Source organism: Luteimonas marina, from assembly GCF_007859325.1.
Classification (GTDB): Bacteria; Pseudomonadota; Gammaproteobacteria; order Xanthomonadales; family Xanthomonadaceae; genus Luteimonas; species Luteimonas marina.
Map to the genome: position 1 here is coordinate 405,236 of NZ_VOHK01000005.1, position 21,823 is coordinate 427,058.

21 protein-coding genes and 1 tRNA gene are annotated in these 21,823 nt (G+C 71.3%); 12 read left to right on the forward strand and 10 right to left on the reverse strand.

From position 1 onward, the window contains the following. The first annotated feature begins 18 nt into the window (after nucleotides 1–18). Nucleotides 19–2,112, forward strand: a complete 2,094-nt coding sequence (locus FQY83_RS13465; protein ID WP_146388475.1) for a cytochrome D1 domain-containing protein — start codon at nucleotides 19–21, stop codon at nucleotides 2,110–2,112. A gap of 177 nt (nucleotides 2,113–2,289) precedes the next feature. Here the strand turns inward: FQY83_RS13465 and mnmG are convergent, their stop codons facing one another. Together mnmG and FQY83_RS13475 are read right to left on the reverse strand one after the other, a co-directional pair. Continuing rightward, a complete protein-coding gene (mnmG, locus tag FQY83_RS13470) occupies nucleotides 2,290–4,182 on the reverse strand; it encodes a tRNA uridine-5-carboxymethylaminomethyl(34) synthesis enzyme MnmG (RefSeq protein WP_146388476.1) in 1,893 nt (630 codons plus the stop codon). Nucleotides 4,183–4,582: 400 nt separating this feature from the next. Beyond that, on the reverse strand, nucleotides 4,583–5,281 hold the full coding sequence (locus FQY83_RS13475) for a hypothetical protein (RefSeq protein WP_192906708.1): 699 nt from the start codon (nucleotides 5,279–5,281) through the stop codon (nucleotides 4,583–4,585). Nucleotides 5,282–5,384: 103 nt separating this feature from the next. Between FQY83_RS13475 and FQY83_RS13480 the strand changes: the two genes are divergently transcribed. From FQY83_RS13480 to FQY83_RS13495, 4 genes are all read left to right on the forward strand, one after another. Beyond that, complete coding sequence (locus FQY83_RS13480) at nucleotides 5,385–6,350, forward strand: pyridoxal-phosphate dependent enzyme (RefSeq protein WP_146388477.1); 966 nt, start codon at nucleotides 5,385–5,387, stop codon at nucleotides 6,348–6,350. Then, nucleotides 6,347–6,952 (forward strand): YdcF family protein, encoded by a 606-nt coding sequence (locus FQY83_RS13485; RefSeq protein ID WP_146388478.1) that lies wholly within the window; start codon nucleotides 6,347–6,349, stop codon nucleotides 6,950–6,952. The genes FQY83_RS13480 and FQY83_RS13485 overlap by 4 nt, the downstream gene beginning before the upstream one ends. A gap of 122 nt (nucleotides 6,953–7,074) precedes the next feature. Beyond that, nucleotides 7,075–7,515, forward strand: coding sequence for a ketosteroid isomerase-related protein (locus tag FQY83_RS13490; RefSeq protein WP_146388479.1), 441 nt, complete (start codon nucleotides 7,075–7,077; stop codon nucleotides 7,513–7,515). Between the two features lie 131 nt (nucleotides 7,516–7,646). Continuing rightward, nucleotides 7,647–8,687, forward strand: coding sequence for a glycoside hydrolase family 16 protein (locus FQY83_RS13495; RefSeq protein WP_202878189.1), 1,041 nt, complete (start codon nucleotides 7,647–7,649; stop codon nucleotides 8,685–8,687). Nucleotides 8,688–8,799: 112 nt separating this feature from the next. On the opposite strand, the gene FQY83_RS13500 is transcribed toward FQY83_RS13495, so the two are convergent. From FQY83_RS13500 to bioB, 6 genes are all read right to left on the reverse strand, one after another. Then, nucleotides 8,800–9,396 (reverse strand): hypothetical protein, encoded by a 597-nt coding sequence (locus FQY83_RS13500; protein ID WP_146388481.1) that lies wholly within the window; start codon nucleotides 9,394–9,396, stop codon nucleotides 8,800–8,802. Between the two features lie 255 nt (nucleotides 9,397–9,651). Further along, the gene (gene bioC, locus FQY83_RS13505) at nucleotides 9,652–10,587 is read right to left on the reverse strand and encodes a malonyl-ACP O-methyltransferase BioC (protein WP_146388482.1); all 936 of its coding nucleotides are present in this window, start codon (nucleotides 10,585–10,587) and stop codon (nucleotides 9,652–9,654) included. Then, nucleotides 10,584–11,360, reverse strand: coding sequence for a pimeloyl-ACP methyl ester esterase BioH (bioH, locus tag FQY83_RS13510; protein WP_146388571.1), 777 nt, complete (start codon nucleotides 11,358–11,360; stop codon nucleotides 10,584–10,586). Before bioH ends, bioC begins: the two co-directional genes overlap by 4 nt. Before the next feature lie 5 nt (nucleotides 11,361–11,365). After that, nucleotides 11,366–12,370, reverse strand: coding sequence for a multidrug resistance efflux transporter family protein (locus FQY83_RS13515; RefSeq protein ID WP_146388483.1), 1,005 nt, complete (start codon nucleotides 12,368–12,370; stop codon nucleotides 11,366–11,368). Further along, nucleotides 12,367–13,587: an 8-amino-7-oxononanoate synthase gene (bioF, locus tag FQY83_RS13520; RefSeq protein WP_146388484.1), complete on the reverse strand. Its 1,221-nt coding sequence runs from the start codon at nucleotides 13,585–13,587 to the stop codon at nucleotides 12,367–12,369. Before bioF ends, FQY83_RS13515 begins: the two co-directional genes overlap by 4 nt. A gap of 13 nt (nucleotides 13,588–13,600) precedes the next feature. Beyond that, complete coding sequence (bioB, locus tag FQY83_RS13525) at nucleotides 13,601–14,734, reverse strand: biotin synthase BioB (protein ID WP_146388485.1); 1,134 nt, start codon at nucleotides 14,732–14,734, stop codon at nucleotides 13,601–13,603. A gap of 50 nt (nucleotides 14,735–14,784) precedes the next feature. On the opposite strand from bioB, the gene FQY83_RS13530 reads away from it, so the two are divergent. Next, nucleotides 14,785–15,513: a ComF family protein gene (locus FQY83_RS13530; protein WP_146388486.1), complete on the forward strand. Its 729-nt coding sequence runs from the start codon at nucleotides 14,785–14,787 to the stop codon at nucleotides 15,511–15,513. A 27-nt stretch (nucleotides 15,514–15,540) separates the two neighbouring features. Here FQY83_RS13530 and ubiA read toward each other — a convergent pair whose 3' ends face one another. Continuing rightward, nucleotides 15,541–16,446 carry a 4-hydroxybenzoate octaprenyltransferase gene (gene ubiA, locus FQY83_RS13535; RefSeq protein WP_146388487.1) on the reverse strand — a complete coding sequence of 302 codons (906 nt, stop codon included), beginning with the start codon at nucleotides 16,444–16,446 and terminating at the stop codon, nucleotides 15,541–15,543. A gap of 67 nt (nucleotides 16,447–16,513) precedes the next feature. Between ubiA and FQY83_RS13540 the strand changes: the two genes are divergently transcribed. The 6 genes from FQY83_RS13540 to putP all read left to right on the forward strand — a co-directional run bounded on the left by FQY83_RS13540 (nucleotide 16,514) and on the right by putP (nucleotide 20,926). Continuing rightward, a tRNA-Arg gene (locus tag FQY83_RS13540) sits at nucleotides 16,514–16,590 on the forward strand. Between the two features lie 207 nt (nucleotides 16,591–16,797). Then, a complete protein-coding gene (locus tag FQY83_RS13545) occupies nucleotides 16,798–17,067 on the forward strand; it encodes a helix-turn-helix domain-containing protein (RefSeq protein WP_146388488.1) in 270 nt (89 codons plus the stop codon). Further along, on the forward strand, nucleotides 17,061–18,428 hold the full coding sequence (locus FQY83_RS13550) for a type II toxin-antitoxin system HipA family toxin (protein ID WP_202878190.1): 1,368 nt from the start codon (nucleotides 17,061–17,063) through the stop codon (nucleotides 18,426–18,428). Before FQY83_RS13545 ends, FQY83_RS13550 begins: the two co-directional genes overlap by 7 nt. Before the next feature lie 122 nt (nucleotides 18,429–18,550). Next, nucleotides 18,551–18,940: a YciI family protein gene (locus tag FQY83_RS13555; protein ID WP_146388489.1), complete on the forward strand. Its 390-nt coding sequence runs from the start codon at nucleotides 18,551–18,553 to the stop codon at nucleotides 18,938–18,940. 5 nt (nucleotides 18,941–18,945) lie between these two features. Then, nucleotides 18,946–19,371, forward strand: coding sequence for a DUF1801 domain-containing protein (locus FQY83_RS13560; protein ID WP_202878191.1), 426 nt, complete (start codon nucleotides 18,946–18,948; stop codon nucleotides 19,369–19,371). A gap of 67 nt (nucleotides 19,372–19,438) precedes the next feature. Beyond that, the gene (putP, locus tag FQY83_RS13565) at nucleotides 19,439–20,926 is read left to right on the forward strand and encodes a sodium/proline symporter PutP (RefSeq protein WP_146388490.1); all 1,488 of its coding nucleotides are present in this window, start codon (nucleotides 19,439–19,441) and stop codon (nucleotides 20,924–20,926) included. Between the two features lie 47 nt (nucleotides 20,927–20,973). Here the strand turns inward: putP and FQY83_RS13570 are convergent, their stop codons facing one another. Further along, on the reverse strand, nucleotides 20,974–21,714 hold the full coding sequence (locus FQY83_RS13570) for an SDR family NAD(P)-dependent oxidoreductase (protein WP_146388491.1): 741 nt from the start codon (nucleotides 21,712–21,714) through the stop codon (nucleotides 20,974–20,976). Nucleotides 21,715–21,823: the final 109 nt, after the last annotated feature.

Consider the following 21,823-nt stretch of genomic DNA (forward strand, 5'->3'; position numbering starts at 1 on the left):
GCCATCAGGAGCATGTAGATGAAGCGCACGACCCTTGCCCTCGCCGTCGCCGTACCCCTGCTGCTGACCGGCGGCGCCTACCGCGCGCTGGCGCAGGGCTCTCCCGCCGATGCCGCCAGCGACGGCCAGAAGGCCTACCTCGACAACTGCGCCGCCTGCCACCAGCCAGACGGCAAGGGCCTGGCCGGCGCCTTCCCGCCGCTGGCCGGCTCCGACTGGCTGCAGGGCAAGACCGCGACCGACGTCGCCAGCACCGTGCTCACCGGAATCGAAGGCGAGATCGTGGTCAACGGCGTCACCTACGACAGCCTGATGCCGGCGCAGAGCCACATCAGCGACGCCGACATCGCCGCGATCACCACCTACGTGCTGAACTCCTGGGGCAATCCGGGCGGCAGCGTCACCGCGGCCGAGGTCACCGCGCAGCGCACCGCGCTGGCGGTCTCGACCGATCCGGCCCAGGGCCAGATCCACCCCGGCACCAGCCAGGCCCAGGTGGCCTACGAGGGCGCGCCTTCGACCATCACCGGCGCCGAGGTCGCGCAGATCCGCACGCCCGGCGCGCCGGACATGAGCGAGGCCGAGTTCGCCCAGGCCAGCGAGATCTTCTTCCAGCGCTGCGCCGGCTGCCACGGCGTGCTGCGCAAGGGCGCCACCGGCAAGCCGCTCACCCCCGACCTGACCCAGCCGCGCGGCACCGAGTACCTCAAGGCGCTGATCAACTACGGTTCGCCCGGCGGCATGCCCAACTTCGGCACCGGCGGCGAACTCACCGCGGCCCAGGTCGACCTGATGGCGCGCTTCCTCCAGCACACCCCGCCCAACCCGCCGGAGTGGGGCCTGAAGGAGATGCGCGACAGCTGGACGGTGTTCATCCCCGAGGACAAGCGTCCGACCCGGAAGATGAACAACTACAACCTCGACAACATCTTTGCGGTGACCCTGCGCGACTCGGGCGAGATCGCCCTGATCGACGGCGACAGCAAGAAGATCATCAACATCCTCAAGACCGGCTACGCGGTGCACATCTCGCGCGTGTCGCACTCGGGCCGCTACATCTACACCATCGGCCGCGACGGCAAGATCGACCTGGTCGACCTGTGGATGAAGGTTCCCGACCGCGTCGCCGAGATCAAGATCGGGCTGGAGGCGCGTTCGGTCGAGACCTCCAAGTTCAAGGGCTTCGAGGACAAGCTGGCCGTGGCCGGCGCCTACTGGCCGCCGCAGTACGTGATCATGGACGGGCCGTCGCTGGAGCCGCTGAAGATCGTCTCCACCCGCGGCATGACCGTCGACACGCAGGAGTACCACCCGGAACCGCGCGTGGCCGCGATCGTCGCCAGCCACGAGCACCCGGAGTTCATCATCAACGTCAAGGAGACCGGCCAGATCCTGCTGGTCGACTATTCCGACCTCGACAGCCTCAAGACCACCACGCTGGAAGCGGCGCGCTTCCTGCACGATGGCGGCTGGGACGTGACCAAGCGCTACTTCCTGACCGCGGCCAACAACAGCGACAAGATCGCGGTGGTCGACTCGCGCGAGCAGAAGCTGGCCGCGCTGGTCGACGTCGACAAGATCCCGCACCCGGGCCGCGGCGCCAACTTCGTGCACCCGACCTATGGGCCGGTGTGGGCGACCTCGGCGCTGGGCAACGAGAACATCACCCTGATCGCGACCGACCCGGAGAAGCACCCGCAGCACGCGTGGAAGGCGGTCCAGGTGCTCAAGGGCCAGGGCGGCGGCTCGCTGTTCGTGAAGACGCATCCGGAGTCGCGCAACCTCTGGGTCGACACCACGCTCAACCCGTCCGCGGAGATGAGCCAGTCGATCGCGGTGTTCGACATCGACAACCTCGACAAGGGCTTCGAGGTGCTGCCGATCGCCGAATGGGCCAACCTCGGCGAAGGCCCCAAGCGCGTGGTGCAGCCGGAGTACAACAAGGCCGGCGACGAGGTCTGGTTCTCCGTGTGGAACGGCAAGGACCAGCGCTCGGCCCTGGTGGTGGTCGATGACAAGACCCGCAAGCTCAAGGCGGTGCTCGACGACAAGCGCCTGATCACGCCGACCGGCAAGTTCAACGTCTACAACACCGTCAACGACGTCTACTGAACCGGGGGGACGACACGGGCGGCCGCGACGAGCGGTCGCCCGTTCGTTTGTGGCGCTACCGCGTTGCGAAACACCGGACGATGCGACACGGATGAACGCGTCGCCACGCGCGAGGAGCGGCGAACAACATGGCTACCGTCGCATTGCGTCGCGACAGTTCGCGGGCGTGGCCTGCTCCTACGCGGCGCTGGCGCGCCGCGCACGCTCCAGGTGCACCAGCAGCAGCGACACCGCCGCCGGCGTCATGCCGGGGATGCGCTGCGCCTGCCCCACCGTCTGTGGGCGCACGCGTTCGAGCTTCTGCAGCAGTTCGGCCGAGAGGCCGCGCACCTGCGCGTAGTCGAAGCCATCGGGCACCGGCGTGCCCTCGTTGCGCTGCTGGCGCGCGATCTCGTCGCGCTGGCGCTGCAGGTAGCCGGCGTACTTCGTCTCGATCTCGACCTGCTCGGCCACCTCGGCGTCGACCGGCGATTCCGGCGCGAACGCTTCCAGCGAGGCCAGTCCCGCGTAGTCGAGCTCGGGCCGGCGCAGCAGGTCGAGCGCGCTGTTCTCGCGGCTGAGCTCGATGCCGAGCGTCGCGACCGCCTCGCGGCCGGCGGCGTTGTTCGGCGACGCCCACAGCCCGCCCAGGCGCTGCGACTCGCGCGCGATCGCCTCGCGCTTTGCCTCGAAACGCGCCCAGCGCGCGTCGTCGACCAGGCCAAGCTCGCGTCCGGCCGGCGTGAGCCGCAGGTCGGCGTTGTCCTCGCGCAGCTGCAGCCGGTACTCGGCGCGGCTGGTGAACATGCGGTAGGGCTCGCTGGTGCCGTGCGTGATCAGGTCGTCGACCAGCACGCCGAGGTAGGCCTCGTCCCGGCGCGGCGACCACGCCTCCAGCGCGCGCACGAAGCGCGCGGCGTTGACGCCGGCGAGCAGGCCCTGCGCCGCGGCTTCCTCGTAGCCGGTGGTGCCGTTGATCTGGCCGGCGAAGAACAGGCCGGCGATCGCCTTGGTTTCCAGCGAGGCCTTCAGCCCGCGCGGGTCGAAGAAGTCGTATTCGATCGCGTAGCCCGGGCGCGTGATGTGTGCGCGTTCGAAACCGGTGATCGAACGCACCAGTTCCAGCTGCACGTCGAACGGCAGCGAGGTGGAGATGCCGTTGGGATAGATCTCGACCACGTCCAGCCCTTCGGGTTCGACGAAGATCTGGTGGCTGGGCTTGTCGGCGAAGCGCACCACCTTGTCCTCGATGCTCGGGCAGTAGCGCGGGCCGATGCCCTCGATCTGGCCGGAGTACATCGGCGAGCGGTGCAGCGCGCCGCGGATGATGGCGTGGGTGCGCTCGGTGGTGTGCGTGATCCAGCACGACACCTGCGCCGGGTGGTCGTCGCGCGAGCCCATGAACGAGAACACCGGGCGCGGATCGTCGCCGGGCTGTTCGGTCATCGCCGAGTAGTCGAGCGAGCGCCCGTCGATGCGCGGCGGCGTGCCGGTCTTGAGGCGGTCGACGGTGAATGGCCGCTCGCGCAGCCTCGCGGCCAGCGTCGTCGCCGGCGGATCGCCCATGCGCCCGGCGGCGTACTGGGTTTCGCCGATGTGCACCTTGCCGGCGAGGAAGGTGCCGGCGGTCAGCACCACCGCGGGCGCGTCGAAGCGCAGGCCGGTGTTGGTGATCGCGCCGCGCACGGTGTCGCCGTCGATGACCAGGTCGTCGACCGCGGACTGGAACACGGTCAGGTTCGGCTGCTGCTCCACCGCGCGGCGGATGAAGGCGCGATACAGCGAACGGTCCGCCTGGCAGCGCGTCGCGCGCACCGCCGGCCCCTTCGAGGCGTTGAGCCGGCGCCACTGGATGCCGGCCGCGTCGGCGGCCTTGGCCATGACTCCGCCGAGCGCGTCGATCTCCCGGACCAGGTGCCCCTTGCCGATGCCGCCGATGGCCGGGTTGCAGCTCATCGCGCCGACGGTCTCGATGCCGTGGGTGAGCAGCAGGGTGCGCGCGCCGGCACGCGCGGACGCCAGCGCGGCTTCGGTGCCGGCGTGGCCGCCGCCGATCACGATCACGTCATGGCGATGGAAATCCGGGGTCATGGCGGAATTATCGCGCGGGTGGGGCCAAGGTTGGCACGCTTCCTGCGTGCATCCACTTCGCACCCGGGCTGGCAAGCGTCAAGGGGGGCGCGGCCGGAGATTGGAACAGGGCTGGCCATGCACAACCCGGGGAAGCAAAGGGGCCGGATGTCGGGGGACATCCGGCCCCATTCTTTTGGGTGGGCCCCGGTGAAAGGGGCGGGGCCCGGCGCCTCGGGACGGTGTCCACGGGAGGCGCCGACGCCCGGCGGGAGCGGAACAGGGGGGATCCGGTATCCCCCGCCGGGTGTCGACAAGCGAAAACTTTTGTCGTTCCGGACCTGATACGTCGAATTCCGACGCAACCGGTCAGTTGGCGTAGCTTGAACTCCGTCCGCGCCCCATGCAAGGGGTTTGCGGCCTAATCTTCTTGACGGCGGCCTCGTTCCGACGATTCCATCCGGGGGCCCCGCGGCGCACTGCGGGGCTGGGGCGCGGCGCGCGGCGCAGACATCCGCGGCGCGGGCGCCGGCCGGCTCTCGGCCCGCGGCGCCGGCATCGGCGCCAGCGGTCGCGACGGCAGGCGCTGGATGGCCCGCGGCTGCGGCTGCGGCGCGGCCTCGACCGGACGCGGCGGCCGCATCAGCGGCTGGCCGCTGTTGCGGCGGATCGGCTGGGCCAGCTGCGGCTGGGGCTGCGGAACGGCAACGCGGCGCGGCGGCTGGCGGCCACCGGTGCCGCGCTCCACCGTCTGCGGCGGCTCGGGCGTTTCCGGGCGGTGCGGGGGGCGCTGCGGGCGCGGACGGTAGTGGTAGTACGGCCATCCGTATCCGTAATAGGGCGAATACCCGTAGCGGGGGCCGTAGCCGTAGCCATAACCGTAGCGATAGGGCGACCCGTAGCCGTAGCCATAGCCGACGCCGCCATACCAGCCGCCGTAGCCGTAGCCCAGCGAGCTGTAGGGTGCGCCGTAATAGGTCGTAGAACCGGGGCTGCTGTAGTAATAGTCGCCGCCGCCGTGGCCGCGGTAGTAGTAATCGCTGGCGCAGCCCGACAGCGCGGCCGCGGCCACCAGCGGGATCAACAGCTTGCGGATCATGACGAGCCCCTGTTCGTACAACGCCTGCAGCATCGGCCCGGGGCATTGAATCCGTGCTTAATCGTCCGGGCCCGCGGTTGCGGTAGCTGAACACGGTCCTGCGTCGATCGGATAGTCTCTGGGCATGCCCCCGGACGCGCCGCTCCCGCAGTTCGACGACGTGCTGGACGCAGCGGCGCGCATCGCCCCGCATGCCCGCGCCACCCCGGTGCTGCGCGCCGCCGCGCTCGACGCCGACGCCGGCTGCACGCTCGCGTTCAAGGCCGAATGCCTGCAGCACGGCGGCGCGTTCAAGTTCCGCGGCGCCTGCAATGCGGTGTTCTCGCTGGACCCGGCCAGCGCCGCGAACGGCGTGGTCACCCACTCCTCCGGCAACCACGGCGCGGCACTGGCGCTGGCCGCGCGGCTGCGCGGGATCGCCTGCCACGTGGTCGTGCCCGAGGGCGCGGTCGGCTCGAAGCTGGCCCTGATCGCGGGCCAGGGCGCGGTGCTGCACCGCTGCGCGCCCACCATCGCCGCGCGCGAGGCGGCCTGCGCGCAGGTCCAGCAGGCGACCGGCGCCACCCTGGTGCATCCCTACGCCGATCCGCGGGTAATCGCCGGACAGGGCACGGCCGCGCTGGAGCTGCTGGGCGAGGCGCCGGACCTGGACGTGGTGGTGGTCCCGGTCGGCGGCGGCGGCCTGGCCTCCGGCACCGTGATCGCGCTCGCCGGCCGCGCGCCCGCGGTGGAGCTGGTGCTGGCCGAACCCGCCGGCGCCGCGGAAACGCTGCTGTCGCTGCAGCGTGGCGAGCGCGTCACCGACTTCGTGCCCGACACCGTCTGCGACGGCCTGCGCGGCACCCTGGGCGAACCGAACTTCCGCATCCTGCGCGACCACCGCGTGCAGGTGCTGGCGGTGGACGACGCCGCCACCGTCGCGGCGATGCGCCTGCTGCTGGCGCGGATGAAGCTGCTGGTCGAGCCCTCTTCGGCGATCGCGCTGGCGGCCGTGCTCGGCAACCGCGAACGCTTCGCCGGGCGCCGCGTCGGCATCGTGCTCTCGGGCGGCAACGTCGATCCCGACCGGCTGCCGTGGGTGGCGCATTGAAGCGACAGCGCCCCCCGCGCCGCCTGCCCCGCCTGCTGCTGCGGCTGGCGCTGCTGTGCGCGCTGTGGCTGGGCGGCGTCGCGGCGTGGATCACCTGGGTGGGCGAGCGCGACCAGGCGGCCAGGGCCGACGCCATCATCGTGCTCGGCGCCGCCGCCTACGACGCCGCGCCGTCGCCGGTGTTCAAGGCGCGCATCGAGCACGGCCTCGACCTGTACCGCAGCGGCTTCGCCGGCACCCTGCTCTTCACCGGCGGCTACGGCGGCGGCGGCGCGCGCTTCGCCGAGTCGCAGGTGGCGCGGCGCTACGCGATCCGCGAAGGCATTCCGGAGGACGCGATCCTGATCGAATCGACCTCGCAGACCACCTACCAGAACCTGTTCGAAGCGCGGCGGTTGATGCAGGAGCACGGCCTGAAGCGCGCGATCGTGGTCAGCGACCCATTGCACATGGCGCGCGCGCTGCGGCTGTGCCGGGGCCTGGGCATCGACGCGCTCGGCTCGCCGACGCCGAGCACGCGCTTCCGCTCGCTGCGCACGCGCTGGGAGTTCCTCGCGCGCGAGGTGTACTTCTTCCACCGCGACCTGTTCGTCGACCCGTAGGCGCAACCGTCTGCTCCTTCCCCCGCAAGCGGGGGAAGGAGCAGACAGGCGTCTCCTGCACGTTGCGGCCCGGATCGATATCATCCCCGTGCGCGAACGCCGCGCCCGCAGGGAGCACCACGATGCGCATCGACGGCAACCGCCTCCACGACCGCGGCACCGAACTGGTGCTCGCCTACTACGCGGCGTTCAACCGCGGCGACCGGGACGGCATGCTGTCGCTGCTCGCCGACGACGTGGTGCACGACCTCAACGAGGGCCCGCGCGAAACCGGCCGCGAGGCCTTCGCCGCGTTCCTGCAGCGCATGGACCGCTGCTACCGCGAGCAGCTGCGCGAGATCGTGGTGATGGCGACCGCCGACGGCACCCGCGCCGCGGCCGAGTACGTGGTGCACGGCGAGTACCTCGTCGCCGACGAAGGACTGCCTGCCGCGCGCGGCCAGCGCTACGTGCTGCCGGGCGGGGCGTTCTTCGAAATCGAATTCGGCGAAGCCGGCGCGGGCAGGATCACGCGCGTGACCAACTACTACAACCTCCAAGACTGGCTGCGGCAGGTGCAATGAGTCTGCGGGCGCGCCTGGAGGCACGACGCATGGACAGGTCGCGAACAACGGTTCCGCACCCGCGTTGCCGGCAACGACAAGCCGCAGCGCGCGGCGGTTTGACACGGCCTTGCATCGACACGGGAGCACGCATGCCGCGCACGACAGCTTCGATCCGCCTTCTCGCATCCGCACTGTGCTGGCTCGGCGTCGCTGCGGCGCCGGCCGTGGCCGCCACCATCTTCCCGGCGGAACCCGCCGCGACCCGCCATGCCGCGCCGACCGCCGCGTCCGCGGCCACCGAACTGGTCTGGTCCGACGAGTTCGACACCACCGATCTCGACAACTGGACCTTCGAAACCGGCGGCGGCGGCTGGGGCAACAACGAGCTGCAGTACTACACGAACGGCCAGAACGCCTTCATCCAGTACGACGCCACGGCCGGCAGCAACGTGCTGGTGATCGAGGCGCGGCGCGGCGCGCCCGCCGGCGCGAGCTGCTGGTACGGTGCCTGCCAGTACTCGTCGAGCCGCATGATCACGCTCGGCAAGCACGCGTTCCGGTACGGCCGGATGGAGGCGCGCATCCGCCTGCCGCAGACGCCGGGCATCTGGCCCGCGTTCTGGATGCTGGGTGCGGACATCGGCCAGGTCGGCTGGCCGCAGAGCGGCGAGATCGACATCATGGAACACGTCGGCTCCGAGCCCACGCTGACGCACGGCGCGCTGCACGGGCCGGGCTACTCGGGCAATACGCCGTTCGCCGGCACCCACGACCTGCGGCAGTCGGTCGATGCGGCCTACCACGTCTATGCGGTGGAGTGGGATGCGGACGGCATCCGCTGGTTCGTCGACGGCCAGCCGTTCTACAGCGTCACCCGCGCCCAGGTCGAGGCGCGCGGCCCGTGGGTGTTCGACCAGCCGTTCTTCCTGCTGCTCAACGTCGCGGTCGGCGGCAACTGGCCCGGCAGCCCGAATGCGGGCAGCGTGTTCCCGCAGCGGATGTACGTGGACTACGTGCGGGTCTACCAGGCGCCCGGGCCGCGGCGACGCAGCGTCGGCAGCCAGCCACTGGCACCGCCGCGTGCCGCCGCTTCGCCGGCGACCGCGCCGGCACGACCCGCACTCGCGCCACGCGTCATGGAACGGCCGGCGGCCGGGCCGGAGCGCCATGAACGGCGCGCGATTCCCTAGCGAGGCCGGAAAGTAAAGGCCGTCATCCCCGCGAAGGCGGGGATCCCGTGTCTTTGCCCTCGACGCCCTGAAGACGCTGGATCCCCGCCTTCGCGGGGATGACGGAATCGCCCTAAAGCTCGCCGCCGTAGCGCGTGAGTCCTTCGCTGAGCAGGTAGCGGGTCGCGGCGACGCGCTCGCCGGAGCTGAAGCCGTCGAGCACGTCGACCAGCTGCCGGAACGCCGTGCAGCGCGCGTCGCGGCTGGCGGCGTCGCGGCCGGTGCCGGAAAGGCCGAGCAGGAAACCGTCGTGCAGCATCATCCCGGTCACCGTCGCGGCCTTGAGCGCCTGCGCGCCGACCGCGGGATCGTAGGCCTGGCGCTGGCCCTGCAGGCCGTTGACCGCGACCGCCGTCACCGCTTCGACGAAGCGCACGCGGCTGGCTTCGCCGAGCGCGTTCGCCGCGCGCTGCAGGCCCATCAGGCTGCGGTCGGCGTCGGGTTCGAACAGTTGGCACAGGCCGCGCGCTTCTGCGTCGTTTCGGGATGCGGCGTGCACGGCCTTGAACAGGCGATCGATGTCGCCGTCGGGCGCGCGCAGCAGCACGTCGTTGGCGCCGGCGAGGACCTCGACCGGGTCGATGCCGGACAGGTCGATGCGCGAGGACTGCGCCTGCGCGCCGGCGACCGGTGCGACGAACAGGCATAGCGCGGCGAGCAGCGGTTTCACGGGGGCATCCTCGGCGGGGGCGTCGACGCGAGTCTAGGCGGGGCGATCTGAATCGGGGCCTGCGGGATATCGACACTCCGTCCCTTGTCATTTCGACCGAAGGGAGAAATCTCGCGCCTTCCGCCCCGTGGAGCGGCGATGGAATCGGCGCCGGAGGGGAAATGCGAGATTTCTCCCTTCGGTCGAAATGACAAGGGGAGGGGGCGAAGACGACAGGAGGAGGCATCGCGTGCAGGCCCGCTCGCGCAAGCCGGCTCAGCGCCGGCGCACGCGGATGCGGTCCGCCGGAAAGCTCGCGATCTCGCCGCCGCCTTCCCGGATCGGCGCACCGGGCTCGGGCGCCCAGGCCATCGCGGTGATCACCTCCCAGCTTGCCGGGAGCAGGTCGTCGGCGCCGCGCAGCGGTTCGTACGCCGCCGCCGCCGCCGCGAAGCGCGCGCGGCCGGTGAGCGTGTGCCGGCGCGCGTGCAGCGCATTGGTGGCGCCGATCGCGCGCAACTCGCGCATCAGCGCCGACAGGTCGGCATGGCCGCGCAGCAGCAGGTCGCGGTCGAGCACCGGATCGCGGAAGCCCGCGTGCATCAGCGCGTCGCCGAACTGCGCGATCGTGGCGAACGGACTGACGTGCGGCGCGTCGTCGGCGCGGGCGAAGGCCTCGCGCAGCTCCCACAGCGTGTCCGGCCCGAAGGTCGAGCACAGCAGCAGGCCGCCGGGCTTGAGCACGCGGCGGAAACCGGCGAAGGCGGCAGGCAGGTCTTCGATCCACTGCAGGCACAGGTTGGAGAACAGCACGTCGACGCTGGCATCCATCAGCGGCAGCGCGCGCAGGTCGGCGCAGACGCGGTCGAGCGGGCGGCGCAGGCCCAGCGTTTCCCGGAACCCCCAGCCCTCGCGCGGCGCCACCTCGCCCAGCATCGGCAGCGACAGGTCGAGCGCGACGATGCGCGCCTTCGGCCAGCGCCTGCGCATCGCCTGCGAGGCGTGGCCGGGACCGCTGCCGACGTCCAGCACGACCCCGGGCGACCAGCGTTCGCCGCGATCGGGCGAGAGCGCGAGGAAGTCCAGCGATTCCAGCAGCCGCGCCTCGACCTCGCGCTGCAGTTGCGCCGCCGATTCGTAGCCGGCCGACGCGCGCGAGAACGCGCGGCGCACCTGGCGCGCGTCGAACAGCGGCGTGGCGGGTCGCCTCATCGCGCGCCACCGTGCACGGCGTCGGCGAATTTTTCCAGCGCACCGGCGACGTCCTCGACGTGCGTCAGGAACGGCGCGTGCCCGGCGTGTTCGACCACCACCACCTGCGCGCGCGGCACGCGTTCGGCCGCCGCGCGCATCGCGCGTGGATCGACCAGCCGGTCGCGGCGACCGCCGAGCCACAGCGTCGGCATCGGCAGCGACGGCAGCACCTCGCGCAGGTCGCTGGTTTCGAGCAGGCCGAGCCCGTCGGCCAGCACGTGCGCGGCCGGCTCGCCGCGCGCGAATACCTCATTGCGCAGCATCCGCATCTCGTGGCGCGCATCGTCCGAGCCGAAGGCTTCCAGCGCGATGAAGCGCTCCAGCGTCGCCCGGTAGTCGCTGCGCAGTCCCAGCGCGAAGCCGCGGAAGATCTCCGGCGACATGCCCAGCGGCCAGTCGTCGCCGCGCACGAAGCGCGGGCTCGCGCACAGCATCGCCAGGCCCGGCACCGCCTCCGACCTTGTCGCCGCCGCGTGCAGCGCGAACAGCCCGCCGAGCGACCAACCCAGCCACGGCGCCCGCGGCACGCGCGCGACGAGCGCGTCGACGACGGGTTCGAGCGCCAGCGGCAGCGCGCTGTCGCGGCTGTGGCCGTGCCCGGGCAGGTCGACCAGGTGCAGGGTGAAGCACGACGCCAGGCGTTCGGCCAGACCGGCGAACACGCCCGCGTGCATCGCCCAGCCGTGCAGCAGCACCAGGTCCGGGCCGTGGCCGGTGGTGTCGACGTGCAGTGCGTTCATGCGCCCTTGTCCGTGCGCAGCGCCTGCGTCTGGCGCCCGCTGCCCGCGGCCGGGCGCGCGACCACCCATGCGAAGGCGACGATGCCCGCGACCACGATCGCGGCGCCGACCAGCGTCGTGCCGCGCGGCCAGGCCTCGCCCAGCAGCAGCACGCCCAGCAGCACCGCGAACACCACTTCCGCGCCCTGCATCGCCTCCACCGCGCCCAGCGCCAGCGGCTGGTCGCGGACCATGCCGGTGGCCTGGAAGAACAGGATGGTCGCGACAATCCCCGCCGACAGCGCCACGCCGGCGGCCAGCCACACCTGCGCCAGCGTCGGCGGCCCGGCGCTGAAGGCGGCCCAGGCCGCGACCGCGAACCACAGCGGCTGGCTGGCCAGGGTCAGGCCGAACACGCGCTGGGTGGCGTTGAGCGCCTCGCCGCTGCGCTCCAGGTGCAGCAGCAGCAGGCGGTTGCCGAGCGGGTAGGCGATCGCCGAGACCAACACGCAGCCCAGCGCGATCCACGCCGCGCGATCGAGCGCGCCGCTGGCGTGGCCGAACTGCATCGTCAGCACCCCGGCGAAGATCAGCGCCGCCACCGCGAGCCCCGCCGGTGGAATGTGACGGCGCGCATCGCGGTACAGCAGCGGCGCGCACAGCATCCCCGCGATCACCGTGAACTGGAACGAGCCGGCGACCAGCCACGAGGGCCCGCTCGACGCCGCGAACGACAGCAGCACGTAAAACAACACGAAACCGACCCCGGCGCAGCGCAGCCACGCCCACGGATGCGCCGCGATCGCGCGCAGCACCGGGCGCATCCCGCCCTGGAAGCGCATCAGCGGCAACATCAGCGGCAGCGTGATCAGGTAGCGCAGCGACGCCAGCCACGCCCAGTGGCCGCCGCCCGATGCGCTGGCGCGGTTGAGCACGTAGGTCATGGTGAAGAACAGCGCCGACAGCAGCGCCAGGCCGACCGCCGCCAGCGCGACGCGGCCGTGTCCGTCGGGGCGGGTCATGCGACGCGGCTGGAGGCGGCGTCGACGGCGCGGTCGCGGGCGACGGCCAGCGCATCGGCCAGCGCATCGACCTGCACCGGTTCGTGCGCGGCGGTGAAGGTCACGCGCAGGCGCGCCTGGCCGTCGGGCACCGTCGGCGGGCGGATCGCAGCGACCCAGTAGCCGTCGCGCTCGAGCGAGTCCGACATCGCCAGCGCATTGGCGTTGCTGCCGCACAGCACCGGCTGGATCGGCGTGTCCGACGGCAGCAGCTGCAGGCCGTGTCGCTCGGCGCGCGCGCGGAAGCGCTGCACCAGTTCCTGCAGCCGCTCGCGCCGCCAGTGTTCGCGCCGCGCCAGCTTCACCGCCGCGAGCGCGGCCGCGGCCTGCGCCGGCGGCAGCGCAGTGGTGTAGACGTAGGGGCGCGCGGTTTCGGCAAGGTGGTCGACGAGGTCCGCGTCGCCGGCCACCGCCGCGCCGTAGCCGCCCAGCGCCTTGCCGAGCGTGGCCAGGCGCAGCGGCGCGGAGGCGACGTCGAGTCCCGCCGCGGTGATCGAGCCGCGGCCTTCCGGGCCGACCACGCCGATGCCGTGTGCGTCGTCGACGTACAGCAGCGCCTGCTGCACGCGCGCGGCGACCGCGAGTTCGCGCAGCGGCGCGACGTCGCCGTCCATGCTGAACACACCGTCGGTGACCAGCATCGCCGCGCCCTCGGCCATGCTGCGCAGCTGGCGCAGCGCGCCCTCGACGTCGCCGTGCGGATAGCGGCGCAGGCGGCAGCCGGCGAGCCGCGCGGCGTCGATCAGGCTGGCGTGGTTGAGGCGGTCCTGCACGCACAGGTCGTCGTCGCCGAGCAGCGACTGCAGCACCGCGAGGCTGGCGAGGTAGCCGCTGCCGAACAGCAGCGCGCGCGGCACTTCGAGCCAGTCGGCGATCTCGCGCTCGAGCGCGCCGTGCACGGCATGGTGGCCGCAGACCAGGTGCGAGGCGGCGGCGCCGGCGCCGTCGCGCGCGGCCGCGTCCTGCAGCGCGCCGACCACGGCGAAATGCTGCGCCAGACCGAGGTAGTCGTTGCTGCAGAAGTTCAGCAGCTTGCGCGTGTTGCCCTGCGCGTCGGCGACTTCGCAGTGCACGCCGTCGCGGCGCAGCACCTCGCGGCGCGTGCGCCGTCCGGCGTCGGCGCTGCGCTGTTCGCGCTGCGCGACCACGCGGGCGTGCAGGTCGGGGCGATCGGGCATGGCGGCGGTCCCGTCAGGCGGCGCCGCGGCAGTCGGCGGTGCCGGCCTGGACGATGCCTGCATCGAGCTCAGCCGAGATGCTTGCATCGAGCTTTGCCGAGATGTCGGCGTGCACGGTGCCGCCGTGGTCGTGAGCTTCGGCATCGACCGTCACTTGCATCGGCCGCAGGCCCAGCCGTTCGAACAGCGCCAGGTCGCGCCCGGTGTCCGGGTTGCTGGTGGTCAGCAGCTTCTCGCCGTAGAAGATCGAGTTCGCCCCGGCGCTGAAGCACAGCGCCTGCAGTTCATCGCTCATGTCCTCTCTCCCCGCAGAGAGTCGGACCATAGAGTGCGGCATCAGCAGGCGCGCAACCGCGATGGTGCGCACGAATTCGAACGGATCCAGCGCACTCGTGCCGTGCAGCGGCGTGCCCTCGACCTGCACCAGCCGGTTGATCGGCACCGAGTCCGGGTGCGCCGGCAGGTTGGCCAGGGTGCGCAGGAAGCCGGCGCGCTGGCGCCGGGTCTCGCCCATGCCGACGATGCCGCCGCAGCAGGTCTTCATGCCGGCGTCGCGCACGTGTTCGAGCGTGTCGAACCGGTCCTGGAGTTCGCGGGTGTGGATGATGTCGCCGTAGAGCCCGGGGTCGGTGTCGATGTTGTGGTTGTAGTAGTCGAGGCCGGCGGCGCGCAGCGCGGTCGCCTGTTCGCCGCTGAGCATGCCCAGCGTGGCGCAGGTCTCCAGCCCCAGCGCCTTCACTTCGCGGATCATCGCCGCGACCTTGGGGATGTCGCGGTCCTTGGGCGAGCGCCAGGCCGCGCCCATGCAGAAGCGCGAGGCGCCGGCGGCCTTGGCCTGCTTCGCCTTCTCGACCACCGCCTCGGTCGACATCAGCTTCGTCGCCTCGACCCCGGTGTGGTAGCGCTGCGCCTGCGGGCAGTAGGCGCAATCCTCCGGGCAGCCGCCGGTCTTCACCGACAGCAGGGTGCTGACCTGGATCTCGGCCGGATCGAAATGGCGGCGGTGGACCTCGGCCGCGCGGAACAGCAGCTCCGGGAACGGCAGGTCGAGCAGGGCCTCGACCTCGCGCAGGCTCCAGTCGTGGCGCAGGGGCGCGTCGCCGGCGGGTGGGACGGTCGCGGGGCGGAGCGGGCTGACGGCGGACATCGGGGTTCCCTGACGGACGGGCGGGGGCCTGGCCGGGCAGTCTGGAAAGCATGCCCGGGCCTGTCAACCGAACCGACCCTGCCCCGGTTGACGGCTGGTGGCGACGGCTGGGCGTGCGCCTGTGTCCGCCGCGTTGCCTGGTCTGCCGCGAAGCCGCGCCGCCGGGCGCCGACCTGTGTCGCGCCTGCAGCGCGGGCCTGCCCTGGAACCACGTCGCCTGCCTGCGCTGCGCGGTGCCGCTGGCCGCGGCCGGCGAGACCTGCGGCGACTGCCTGCGCCGCCCGCCGCCGCTGCAGGAAGCGCGCGCCGCCTTCGCCTACGGTTTCCCGCTGGACCGGCTGCTGCCGCGCTTCAAGTTCCACCGCGACCTCGCCGCGGGCCGCCTGCTTGCGGGCTGCATGGCCGAGCGCTTCGCGACGCTGCCCCGCCCCGACGCCCTGCTGGCGGTGCCCCTGCACCGCACGCGCCTGCGCCGCCGCGGCTACGACCAAGCGCTGGAGCTGGCGAAGCCGCTGTCGGGCGCACTGGAGTTGCCGCTGCTCACCGGCTCGCTGGTGCGCGGACGCGGGACCGCGCCGCAGTCGGAGCTCGACGCCGCGGCGCGCAGGCGCAACCTGCGCGGCGCGTTTGTCGTCGACCCGCGCGCCGCCCTGCCCGCGCACGTGGTGCTCGTCGACGACGTGATGACGACCGGCGCGACCCTGCACGCCGCGGCAAAGGCGCTGCGGCGGGCCGGCGTGCGGCGCGTGGACGCATGGGTCTGCGCGCGGGTGCCGTGAGGATTCGGCGGATGAGTCTGCGCGTCGTCAGCGCAGCAGAAAGTCGATCGCGATCCCCGCGAAGATCGCCGCCCCCACCCAGTGGTTGTGCAGGAACGCGCGGAAGCAGGCGTCACGGTCGCGATGGCGGGCGAGGAAGAACTCCCACGCCACCAGCAGCGCCGCCGCGCCCAGTCCATACCAGTAATACGCACCGACCCCCGCTTCGCGCCCCACCAGCGCCAGCGCCGCGAAGGTCATCGCATACAGCACGCCCTGCGCCACCAGGTCGAGCTCACCGAACAGGATCGCGGTCGACTTCGCGCCCATGCGGATGTCGTCGTCGCGGTCGACCATCGCATACCAGGTGTCGTAGGCCGTCGCCCAGAAGATGTTGGCCACGTACAGCACCCAGGCCACCGGCGGCACCTCGCCCTGCACCGCCGCGAAGCCCATCGGGATGCCCCAGCCGAAGGCCATGCCCAGGTACACCTGCGGCAGGTAGGTGTAGCGTTTGAGGTAGGGATAGCTGGCGGCGAGGACCACGCCGACCACGCTCATCAGCACCGTCAGCCGGTTCATCGTCAGCACCAGCGCGAACGCGGCCAGCATCAGCGCAGCGAACACCGCCAGCGCCTCGCGCCCCGACACCGCACCGGTCGCCAGCGGCCGGTCCTTCGTGCGTTCGACCTGCGGATCGAGCCAGCGGTCGGCGTAGTCGTTGATCACGCAGCCGGCCGAGCGCGTCAGCCACACCCCCGCGCTGAACACGAACAGCGTCCACAGCGGCGGCACCCCGCCGGCGGCGATCCACAGCCCCCACCAGGTCGGCCACAGCAGCAGCAGCCAGCCGATCGGCCGATCGCCGCGGACCAGCTTCCAGTACAGCGCCAGCCGCTGGCGCCAGGGCGGCAGCGGCTGCGGGATCGGGGCGCTGTAGCGTTCGTAGGCCATTCCCGCCAGCGTAGCAAGCCCGTCAAGACTCGCGCCGCCACGCCGGTCATGGGAGAATGCGCGGCTCGCGCCTGTAGCTCAGCCGGATAGAGTAGTGGCTTCCGAAGCCATTGGTCGGGGGTTCGAATCCCTCCAGGCGCGCCATCTGTCCTGCTAACGAAATCGGGACACTGCCGGGACACCGTTCCGCAGGCACTCCACTTCCCGATCGCCCTCCCCCCGCAACGCGTCATGGCTTCCCCATGGGCCGAACTAGTCAGCGCTGGTTCCCATGAATACAGATTCTGTTGTGTTTTTTCTGAAAACAGCCTATAAGCTGTATTATAGAAATACAGCTTCGGATTTGTACCCATGCGCCACTATGCCGTCCAGACCGCCGAACAACTTCCCGCCCTGCTGAAAGCCTTCCGCAAGGAGAGCGGGCTGACCCAGGCGCAAGTGGCCGCAAGCCTGGGGGTCACGCAGCAAACGCTGTCCGCGCTGGAGCGCAACGCGCAGAAGGTCAGCGCCGATCGGCTGCTGCAACTGCTGGGCATCCTGGGCGTGGAAATGGCCCTGCGGCGAAGGGAGACAGCGCCGCCTGCCTCGTCCGGCTCGGACGAAGGGGCAGGCGGATGGTGACGGCCGGCACGCGACGGTCTTCGCGCCGGAAGGCGCTGGGCCTGTGGATGAACGGCGGGTTCGTCGGCACATGGCGAATTGGGTCCGGCTCCGAGGATCTGCTCGAGTACGACGCGGACTGGAAAACCTCCCCACAAGGCCGGCCATTGTCGCTCTCGCTGCCGTTCACCCCGGGAAGCACGCCACACCGCGGCGAAGTCGTCCGGGCGTGGTTCGACAACCTCCTGCCGGACAGCCAGGAGATCCGCGCCCGGGCCGCGAACCGCTTTCGTGCCCGGTCCACCGACGCCTTCGACCTGCTTGCCCAGATCGGACGGGATTGCGTCGGTGCACTGCAGATCCTGCCCGATGACATGACCCCTGAGAACGTGGACACCGTGGAGGCAACGCCCCTGGTCGAACACGAAGTTGCCGCCCTCCTGCGGGGCACGGTGGCGCCATCGGCGTTTGCAGGCGGCACCTCCGAAGACGATGACTTCAGGGTCTCCATCGCCGGGGCGCAGGAGAAAACAGCCCTCACGAACATCGACGGCCAATGGTGCCGGCCGCACGGCTCGACGCCGACCACGCACATCCTCAAGTTGCCGATGGGCCTGGTCGGCAACATGCGACTCGACCTGCGCCATTCCATCGAGAACGAATGGTTGTGTTCGCTCATCCTGCGCGCGTACGGGCTTCCGATCGCCGAATGCGAGCCTCTCCAGTTCGAGGACATGAAGATCCTGTCAGTCACGCGCTTCGACCGCACCTGGCTGGATGGCCCGCGGGGCAAATGGCTGGCGCGGCTGCCGCAGGAGGACTTCTGCCAGGCCACCGGCACGCCGGCCAACCTGAAATACGAGGCCGATGGCGGCCCCGGGATCGACCGGATCATGGGCCTGCTGGCCACTTCCGCGTCCCCGCAGCGGGATCGGCGCACCTTCTTCCTGGCCCAGCTCCTGTTCTGGATGCTGCGCGCGCCCGACGGCCATGCCAAGAACTTCAGCCTGTCCATCCGCCCCGGGGGCGCTTACGCGCTGACGCCGCTGTACGACGTGATGTCGGCCTGGCCGATCATCGGCGATGCGCCGGACAAGCTGTCCGACCACAAGGTCAGGATGGCCATGGCGATCCGTTCCGCCAATGCCCACTGGAAGATGCGGGAGATCCTGCCCCGGCATTGGCTGGCGCTCGGCAAGCGATACGGCGTGCTGGATGACGAGGGGCGGACGGTGCAAACGCTCATCGACGATATCGTCGAGCGGACACCGACTGTGGTTGCCTCGATCGAAGCGATGCTGCCGGCCGGATTCCCGGAACACGTCGCCGATCTGATCTTGCGGGGGCTGGCGCGCGAGGCAAGGAGACTGGCGGGAGATTGAAGCCGGAACCCGTGCTGGCTACCCTTCGCCTGCAATCACGGGAGTCGGATCTTCCATTCCGCATTCCGAAGCCAGGTTCGAATCCCTCCAGGCACGCCGTCTCCTCCGTCCGGCTCACGCCCATGCCCCTTGATCCCGATCTCCGCGAATTCCTCGTCCTCTCGCGCGGCCAGTGGCGACGCGACGCTGCGCCCGAAGCGATCCAGGCCTCGATCGACGCGTTCTATCCCTGGCTCGAAGGCCACATCGCCGCCGGGCGGATGAAGACCGGCGAGCGGCTGGCGCGCGAGGGCGCGACGGTGTCGCGCAAGGGCTTCGTCGTGGACGGCCCGTTCGGCGAGACCAAGGAGCTGGTCGGCGGCTACTGGTTCGTGCTCGCGCGTACGCTGGAGGAGGCCGCGGCGCTGCTCTCGACCAGCCCGACGCTGGAACACGGGCTGTTCTACGAACTGCGGCCGCTGGAGCTCGAGCGTGCCAGCGCCTACGTCCGCACGAACGAAACGCCCGACTGACCGCCGTGGCGACGAAGAACACTGCCACCACGCGCCACGCCACGGCCGCCGATACCAGCGCCGCGGTCGATGCGTTCATGGCCAGGCTCGAGCATCCGCACAAGGCCGGCATCGAAGCGCTGCGCCGCGCGATCCTCGCGGTCGATCCGGCGGTCGCCGAAGGCGTGAAGTGGAATGCGCCGAGTTTCCGCACGCACGAGTACTTCGCCACCTTCCACCTGCGTGCGAAGCGCGGCATCGCGTTGATCCTGCACCTGGGCGCGAAAGCGCGCGAACTGCCGGAAGGCGGGTTGGGCATCGACGATCCCGACGCCCTGCTGGCGTGGCTGGGCAGGGACCGCGCGCAGGTGGCGTTCGCCGACGCCGCCGACGCGCGCGCGCGGATTCCCGCGCTGCAGGCGCTGCTGCGGCAGTGGATCGCGCACGCCTGAGGGCATTGGCGTCGCTGCCCCGCCTTCGGTCACACTCCGCACCCAGCGCAAACCGCAGGACGACCGCATGACCGCCAGCACGCCGCTGCTCGTGACCTTCGCCGCCTACCTGTTGCTGATGGTCGGCGTCGGCTTCGTCGCCTGGCGCCGCACGCGCACCTTCGACGACTACATCCTCGGCGGACGCTCGCTGGGCAGCTACGTCACTGCGCTGGCGGCCGGCGCCTCGGACATGAGCGGCTGGCTGATGATGGGCCTGCCGGGCGCGCTGTACCTCGGCGGTGCGTCGGAGGCGTGGATCGCGGTCGGCCTGATCCTCGGCGCCTGGGCCAACTGGAAGTACGTGGCCGGGCCGCTGCGCGTCTACACCGAGCGCACGCGCAACGCGCTGACCCTGCCGGACTACTTCACCCACCGCTTCGAGGACAACAGCCGCGTGCTGCGGATCCTGTCGGCGCTGGTGATCCTGGTGTTCTTCGCCATCTACTGCGCCTCGGGCATCGTCGCCGGCGCGCGCATGTTCGAGAGCGTGTTCGGGCTGCCCTACGCGCAGGCGATGCTGTGGGGGGCGATGGTGACGATCGCCTACACCTTCATCGGCGGCTTCCTCGCGGTCAGCTGGACCGACACCATCCAGGCCACGCTGATGATCTTCGCGCTGCTGCTGGTGCCGGTGTTCGCGATCGTCGGCGCCGACGGCCCGGCGCAGGCGGTCGCGCTGGTCGAACAGGTCGACCCGGCGCGGCTGCAGTGGATCGGCGCCGGCGGCCTGGTCGCCGTGGTCTCGGCGCTGGCCTGGGGCCTGGGCTACTTCGGCCAGCCGCACATCCTGGCGCGGTTCATGGCCGCCGACAGCCTGGCGACGATCCCGCGCGCGCGCCGCATCGGCATGACCTGGATGATCCTGTGCCTGGCCGGCGCGGTGGCGACCGGCTTCTTCGGCATCGCCTGGTTCGCCGCGCACCCCGAGGCCGCCGCACCGGTGGAGGCGAATCCCGAGCGCGTGTTCATCGCGCTGTCGGAGCTGCTGTTCAATCCGTGGATCGCCGGCGTGCTGCTGTCGGCGATCCTGGCCGCGATCATGAGCACGCTGTCGGCGCAGCTGCTGGTGTGCTCCAGTGCGCTGACCGAGGACTTCTACCGCGGCTTCGTGCGCCCGAAGGCGGGGCATGCGGAGCTGGTGTGGGTCGGCCGGGCGATGGTGCTGGCGGTGGCGCTGCTGGCGATCTGGATCGCGCGCGATCCCGACAGCCGCGTGCTCGGACTGGTGGCCTACGCCTGGGCGGGCTTCGGCGCTGCATTCGGACCGGTGGTGGTGCTGTCGCTGCTGTGGAAGCGGATGACCCGCGACGGCGCGATCGCCGGCATGCTCGCCGGCGCGCTGACGGTGCTGCTGTGGAAGCAGACCGGCAGCGCGCTGTACGAGATCGTGCCGGGCTTCGCCGCCGGCATGCTGGCGATCGTGGTGGTCAGCCTGCTCGGCAAGGCGCCCTCGCCGGCGCTGCAGGCGCAGCACGAGCAGGTGCGGCTGACGCTGCGCGAGCAGGGCCACTGACACCCGTTCGCGACCGGGAGGCCGCGCATGGGCCGCGCCGCCGCGGCTCAGCGCGCGGTATAGCCGCCGTCGACCAGGTGGTAGCTGCCGGTGATGAACGAGGCCTGCGGCGAGAGCAGGAAGCAGGTCAGCGCCGCCACTTCGTCCGCGGTGCCGAGCCGGCCGACCGGGTGCAGCGCGACCAGGCCGTCGTACGCGGCGCGGTCCATGCCGGCCAGCAGCGGCGTGTCGATGTAGCCCGGGCCGACCGCGTTGATGCGCACGCCCCGGGCCGAGTACTCCATCGCCGCCGTCTTGGTCATGCCCAGCAGCGCGTGCTTGGCCGCGACGTAGGCGATCGAACCGTTCCAGCCGACGCTGCCGAGGATCGAGGCCATGTTGACGATCGCGCCGCCGCCGGCCGCGAGCATCGCCGGGATCTCGTACTTCATCGCGTACATCACGCTGTGCAGGTTGACGTCGATGACCCGGTGCCACTGGTCGAGCGGGTACTCGGCGGTCGGATGCGAGGGCCCGCCGATGCCGGCGTTGTTCACCGCCAGGTGCAGCGCGCCGAAGGCCTCGACCGTGCGCTCGACCATACCGCGCACCGCGTCGGCGTCGGCCACGTCCAGCTGCACCGCGATGGCGTTGCCGAGCGCATCGGCCAGCGCCTGCGCCGCGTCGCCGTTGCAGTCGGCGACCACCACCCTGGCGCCGCCAGCCGACAGCTGCCGGCAGACCGCCTCGCCGATGCCCGATGCGCCACCGGTGACGATGGCGACCTTGCCGCTGAAGTCCTGGCTCATGGGAGTCTCCTGGGAGGGGGAGTTCCCAGTCTGCGTGGAAACGGCGCTGGCGCATTGATCCGGATCACTCCGGGCGCCGGGATGCTGCGCCGCCACTTGCGCCCTGCGC